The sequence below is a fragment of the Catenibacterium sp. AM22-6LB genome, from assembly GCF_003435615.1.
Classification (GTDB): domain Bacteria; phylum Bacillota_I; class Bacilli_A; order Erysipelotrichales; family Coprobacillaceae; genus Catenibacterium; species Catenibacterium mitsuoka_A.
This window is the reverse complement of sequence record NZ_QTUM01000089.1, coordinates 1-5,055: the sequence shown is the minus strand read 5'-3', so window position 1 is coordinate 5,055 and position 5,055 is coordinate 1. Positions and strand designations below refer to the sequence as shown.

Below are 5,055 nucleotides of genomic sequence, written 5' to 3'. Positions count from 1 at the left end.
ATAAAATAAAAAACTAGAATTATTACTTGAATAACTTCTAGTTCTATAATACGAAAGGAATAGATGACTATTCCTCACTAAATAATACTTCTTCTACAATAGCAGCGGCATCTCTAATACAGTCAGGACAAGTTCTTAACAACTTACCTGTTTCTACACCTTTTAAAACTTTACATGTAGTTGTAGAATTTTTTTCTTTAAATTTCTGCATGATTTCTCTAGATAACTTATAAGTACTTGCTTTACTATTTGGCGTATCTAGATTGCCTGTACTATTCTTACATCCTGCTAGAAGACATGCACCAGTAACAGCACCACAAGTTCCTTCCATGCAGCCTACACCTAGACCTAAGCCTTCAGCTACCTTAAACATTGTTTCTTCATCCATACCTACAAGATCACAATAAGTACATGCAATAGCCTGTGCACAGTTATAACCCTTATCATGTCTCTTAATAGTTTCATCAATACGTGTCATATCCTTTACCTCCATTCACAATTCATGAGATGATCATTATAAATACCAATCGCCTGTAAATAACTATAAATAATCACAGGACCTACAAATTTAAAGCCACGTTTCTTTAAATCTTGAGATATCTTAGTAGACAGTGCATCACTTGCAGGAATTTCTTTTTCATCCACATAACGATGATCAATCACCTTAAAATCTACAAAAGACCAGATATAATGATCAAAGCTGCCAAACTCTTCCTGCACGTTTAGAAAAGCTTTCGCATTGATTATAATACTATTGATTTTTAAACGATTATGAATAATCCCTTCAGCTTCATAGAGAGATTCTATTTTTTCATTAGAATAAGAGGCAATTTTGTGATAATCAAAATCATCAAATGCCTGATTATAAGCTTCTTCCTTCTTTAAAATAGTATCCCAGGATAATCCTGCTTGCATGCCTTCTAAAACAAGCATCTTAAATAACATTTTTTCATCATGTGTTTCGTTACACCATTGATGGTCATGATATTTGATTGCTTCTTTACTTTTAGCCCATGAACACCTCATTAAATAATCCTCCTTTTCACATTGTAGCATATCCAAAGTAGTCAACACATCTATTTTTTTGTATAATAGTTCAGAAAGGACGTGAATTTATGGAACAATTTGATGCCCGTATGAAGTCTTTATTAAAAGATGAATATGATGACTTTAAGAAAGCTTTATTAGAAAAGCCAGTTAAAGGTTTATATTTAAATAGAAATAAGAAAAATGTAGAAAGAGTACTAGATAAGAACTATGTAGAACATCATCCTATTGTAGAAAATGGTTATCTTTATGATGAAAACTATCATCCAGGAAGAAGTGCTTATTTTCTTGCAGGACTTTATTATATCCAGGAACCAAGTGCGATGCTTGTAGCAGATGCATTACCTATTGAACCTGATGATTTTGTGTTAGATATGTGCGGGGCACCAGGAGGTAAAAGCTGTGAGATTGCATCTCGATTAACTGGAGAAGGTGTATTAATTGCGAATGATATAGAAGCCTCTCGTGCTCGTATTTTAAGTGAGAATATTGAACGTTTTGGTTTAGATAATACAATAGTCACAAACGTAGATCCCATGCGCTTTACTAAACAATTTCAGGAAGCATTTGATAAAATTGTCTTAGATGCACCTTGTAGTGGAGAAGGGATGTTTAGAAAACTTGAACAGGCAATAGATACATGGAGTGAAGAGAAGGTATTAGAATGTGCTCATATTCAAAAGAACCTATTAAAAGGTGCTTATGATATGTTGAAGCAGGGTGGTATGGTTATTTATTCTACATGTACTTACTCATATGAAGAAAATGAAGCAATGGTTCATTATGCAGTGGATGAGCTTGGCTTCGAATTACTTCCTTTAAATAAATCCAATGGTTTATGTCCAGGCGTAGATCTAGATGAAGTAGTGAGATGTTATCCTCATCATTATCGTGGAGAAGGGCACTTTATCGCCTTACTAAGAAAACCAGGCAATAGTCCAAGAAAACAAGTACGTACAATAAAACCTTCAGTTAATCTAGCTGATTTAAAGGTTTTAAAAGCTTTCTACCAGGAGAATCTCAATAAGAAAGTACCTTCATACATCATAGAAAATAATGGACATCTTTATGCAGTTAAGAAGAACTTCCCAGAACTAAAAGGAATCAGAGTATTACGTAATGGGCTCTATTTAGGTGAAGTAAGAAAGAATAGATTTATTCCAAGTTATTCTCTTGCTTTAACTTTGACTAAAGAGGATGTAAAAAAAAGTTATGATTATCCAAGTGAAAGTGAAGAAATCAAGAAATATATCCATGGTGAAACTCTAGAAGGAACAGGAAAAAAAGGTTTTGGTGTCATCTTTGTAGATGGGTATCCACTTTCCTTCTATAAAGAGAGCAATCAGGTTAAAAACTTATTTCCTAAGGGACTGAGACGATGAATCGTTACTTTAGCTTACGTGATGAAGTATTACATCTTTTAGATGAAAAAAGTCATGGATATTATAAAAGAGATGCTATTGCACATATGTTTCAGGTAGAAACATTATGTTTATTACTTGCAAAAGAAAGAAATCTAGATGAAGAGTTATGTGCTATTATCGGTCTTCTTCATGATATTGCGGTTCCTATTTATTCTTCTACTTTACAGCATGCCACTCGTTCAAGTGAATTGGCAAAAGAATTACTGAATCCTATATTTAGCGAAGAAGAAAAGAACATTATTATAACTGCAATCAGTAATCATTCGCATAAAGAACGTATAGATGATGCATATAGTGAACTGATTAAAGATGCAGATTGTTGGAGCCACTATCTTGAAAAGATGGTTTTAAAGCATGAAGAATCAGAAAGACTAAAACTTCTTAAGATTATGTGAATTTACATATGACATTGGGTTTTAATTGGAGTTGTGTTATAATAATCTATGCGTAAAGGAAGGTGATTTTGTGAAAAGAGGACATAAAATAGTATCATTGCTTATTGCATGTGCGATGGTGACTCCGCTTGCTTTATCTAATGTGAATACAGTAGAAGCGGCCAATAAATTTGAAGGTCAGGAAACAAAGTATTATAAGCTTTGTTCATCTAAGACACTTACTCGTTCAAATCAGAATACTTGTAAAGAGTTTAATAAATACTTAAAAACAAAAAGTGCAAGCTTAAAGAGTGAAATCAACAGTAAACAGAGCAATGTTGATAGTGCAAAGCTATCTATTGCAGATGCAGCAGATAAGATCAATAGCTTAAATAGTCAGATCAATGAAGCCACTCAGAAGATTGCTTATATGAATACTGCAATCACAAATGCAGAAAACAATCTAAATGAAAAGAAGGCTTTATTAAAGGATAGAATTTATTCTATGCAGAGTCAGATGAATTCTAATGCCTATGTTGATTATTTATTTAATGCAAGTTCATTCTCAGATTTCTTTTCAAGAGCTGCAACTCTTAAGGATTTAACTTCTTATGAAACAGATTTAATGAATGAAATCAAAGAAGAACAGAAGCAGTTAGAAATTCAGAAACAGACACTTGTAGATACTCAGACTGCACTTAATGCGCAGAAGAGTCAGGCTGAAGAATTACAGAAATCATTAGTTGCAAAACTTGAAGCTGAACAGAAGGCTTTACAGGATAAGCAGAGTGATTTATCTGATAATGAAAGCAACATTGGTACAATTGCCCAGAACTTAGTTGAATTAAGTAAGGCATCAGATGAATCTAAAGTAAGTGGTGTAACTCATGCAACACCAAACAAGAACAACAGTTCTTCTAGTAATAGTAGTTCTTCTAATAATGGAGGATCATCAAACAACAGTGGTTCATCAAACAATGGTGGAGGGAATACAATACCAACACCAACACCTAGTCCAGATCAGTCTTCTAGAGGACTTGCGATTGCGAACAAGGCATTAACTCGTCAGGGTTATATGTATTCATGGGGTGGATGTCACTCTATGAGTCAGATTGCAAACCCTAACTGGACTAAGTTCGACTGTTCAGGTCTAGTTAACTGGGCTCATTATCAGGCTGGTGTTAATATTGGATCAAATACGACTAAGACATTATGTGGTGTAGGAACACAGGTAGATCGTGGTTCTATGCAGGCTGGTGATATTATTTTATTTAGTTCAAATGGTTCATATTCTGGTGTTCATCATGTTGGTATCTATATTGGTGGTAACCGTATGGTACATGCCCCTTCAAGTGGTAAACCAGTACAGGTTGCAACATTAGGAAATGGTTATTGGCAAAGAGAATTTTACCAGGCAAGAAGATGTTATTAATTAGTGTCGAAAACCCCATAGGCTTGCTTATGGGATGAAAGCCACATAATTAAAAGAATTAAGATTAATAGAATCAAAGTATTGAATAGTGGAATCAAAATAGTATAAAATAAGCATCAGGGAGATTGACTATACTTCCTTATCGAAAGATAGAAATTTACCGTTAATGTGGTCGTTGGACTGCTTGGTAATAACAGTTCTTACGTAAATAGATTTATACTTGTATTCCAAAGTCTGAAAATGATGTACGATTACAAGCTAAACTTGATAGTAAGAACCCCATGGGCTTGCCCGTGGGAGTAGTCAGTAAAAGGAATGCAAGGCATTCCTTTTTTAGCGCAAATAAAAAAAACGGTTTAACCGTTTTTCTTTTTTAAGATGACTTTTGTAACGATAATGATTAATACTAATACAATCGCAGATGAAATATAGAAAGTATTCATTAGTGGTGGTTTACTGAACCATTTAGTAGACTTTGCAATCATACGTGCAGCTAAAGCAATTGAGTAACCAGTAGAAGCAGCACCTACTAAAGCAAGTAATGCTTTGAATAATTTTCCTGTAACTTCAGTAAATAAAATTGCGATTGCAAGAGTACATAACGCAATGAATATATAAATAACTAATTGCATCGGGGAAACCTCCTTTTCATACTTAGTAAAAGATATCATAAAATCCCCTTTTTTGCAATTGTGTTCGATTAATTAAACAGTAATATGTCTGATTCCAATATGATAATGTCTCAATGTATCCAAGTTGATATTGTCCCAATTGGGAC

General features: G+C 33.8%; 6 protein-coding genes. 3 read left to right on the top strand and 3 right to left on the bottom strand.

The window, feature by feature from the left end; translation table 11 throughout:
* Positions 1-67 precede the first annotated feature (67 nt).
* The gene (locus DW269_RS12050; protein WP_233502523.1) at positions 68-478 is read right to left on the bottom strand and encodes a C-GCAxxG-C-C family protein; all 411 of its coding nucleotides are present in this window, start codon (positions 476-478) and stop codon (positions 68-70) included.
* A gap of 5 nt (positions 479-483) precedes the next feature.
* Positions 484-1,026, bottom strand: a complete 543-nt coding sequence (locus DW269_RS12045) for a DNA-3-methyladenine glycosylase I (protein WP_199410119.1) — start codon at positions 1,024-1,026, stop codon at positions 484-486.
* Between the two features lie 89 nt (positions 1,027-1,115).
* Here DW269_RS12045 and DW269_RS12040 point away from each other — a divergent pair, with 89 nt between their 5' ends.
* From DW269_RS12040 to DW269_RS12030, 3 genes are all read left to right on the top strand, one after another.
* Positions 1,116-2,429, top strand: coding sequence for an RsmB/NOP family class I SAM-dependent RNA methyltransferase (locus DW269_RS12040; RefSeq protein WP_117460224.1), 1,314 nt, complete (start codon positions 1,116-1,118; stop codon positions 2,427-2,429).
* Positions 2,426-2,866, top strand: a complete 441-nt coding sequence (locus DW269_RS12035; protein ID WP_117460222.1) for an HD domain-containing protein — start codon at positions 2,426-2,428, stop codon at positions 2,864-2,866. Before DW269_RS12040 ends, DW269_RS12035 begins: the two co-directional genes overlap by 4 nt.
* Before the next feature lie 70 nt (positions 2,867-2,936).
* Entirely contained in the window at positions 2,937-4,277 is a 1,341-nt protein-coding gene (locus tag DW269_RS12030; protein WP_117460220.1) for a C40 family peptidase, read from the top strand.
* A gap of 356 nt (positions 4,278-4,633) precedes the next feature.
* On the opposite strand, the gene DW269_RS12025 is transcribed toward DW269_RS12030, so the two are convergent.
* On the bottom strand, positions 4,634-4,909 hold the full coding sequence (locus DW269_RS12025) for a hypothetical protein (RefSeq protein ID WP_022425871.1): 276 nt from the start codon (positions 4,907-4,909) through the stop codon (positions 4,634-4,636).
* Between the last annotated feature and the right edge of the window lie 146 nt (positions 4,910-5,055).